This window comes from Streptomyces ortus (genome assembly GCF_026341275.1).
GTDB lineage: Bacteria > Actinomycetota > Actinomycetes > Streptomycetales > Streptomycetaceae > Streptomyces > Streptomyces ortus.
This window is the reverse complement of the sequence record NZ_JAIFZO010000006.1, coordinates 1-582: the sequence shown is the minus strand read 5'-3', so window position 1 is coordinate 582 and position 582 is coordinate 1. Positions and strand designations below refer to the sequence as shown.

The window sequence follows — 582 nt, the reverse complement described above, 5'->3', positions numbered from 1 at the left end:
CAGAACGCCTCCTCGGCGGGCGTCGTCGCGGTCCGGCCGGCGCTCGGCACAGCCTCCGGCACCGGCAGCGCCGCCCGGTCGATCTTCCCGTTGACGGTCAACGGGAACGCGTCGAGGACAACGACCACCGACGGAACCATGTACTCCGGCAGCCGGGTGGCCGCGAACGTCCGCACGTCCTCGCCGTCCACGTCACCGACGACGTATCCGACCAGCCGACCGTCACGGGCCACCACAGCGGCCCGCTCGACCTGCGGATGACCAGCGAGGACGGTCTCGACCTCACCGAGCTCCACCCGGAACCCACGGATCTTCACCTGCGCGTCCGCACGTCCCACGAACTCCAACTGCCCGTCCGCCGTCCACCGCGCCAGATCCCCACTGCGGTACATCCGCCCGCCCTCACCGAACGGGCACGCGACGAACCGTTCCGCCGTCAGATCCGCACGACCGACATACCCGCGAGCCAACCCCGAACCCGCGATATACAACTCCCCCGCCACACCCACCGGAACAGGCCGCAAAAACCCATCCAGCACATACGTACGCGTGTTGGGCAACGCACGACCGATCACCGGCGGC

Annotated in this window: 1 protein-coding gene; it reads right to left on the bottom strand. The window is 69.4% G+C overall.

The genetic code is table 11. The annotated features are described in order from the left end of the window. On the bottom strand, positions 1–582 hold a 582-nt coding region (locus tag K3769_RS40645), incomplete at both ends, for an AMP-binding enzyme (protein ID WP_267031772.1).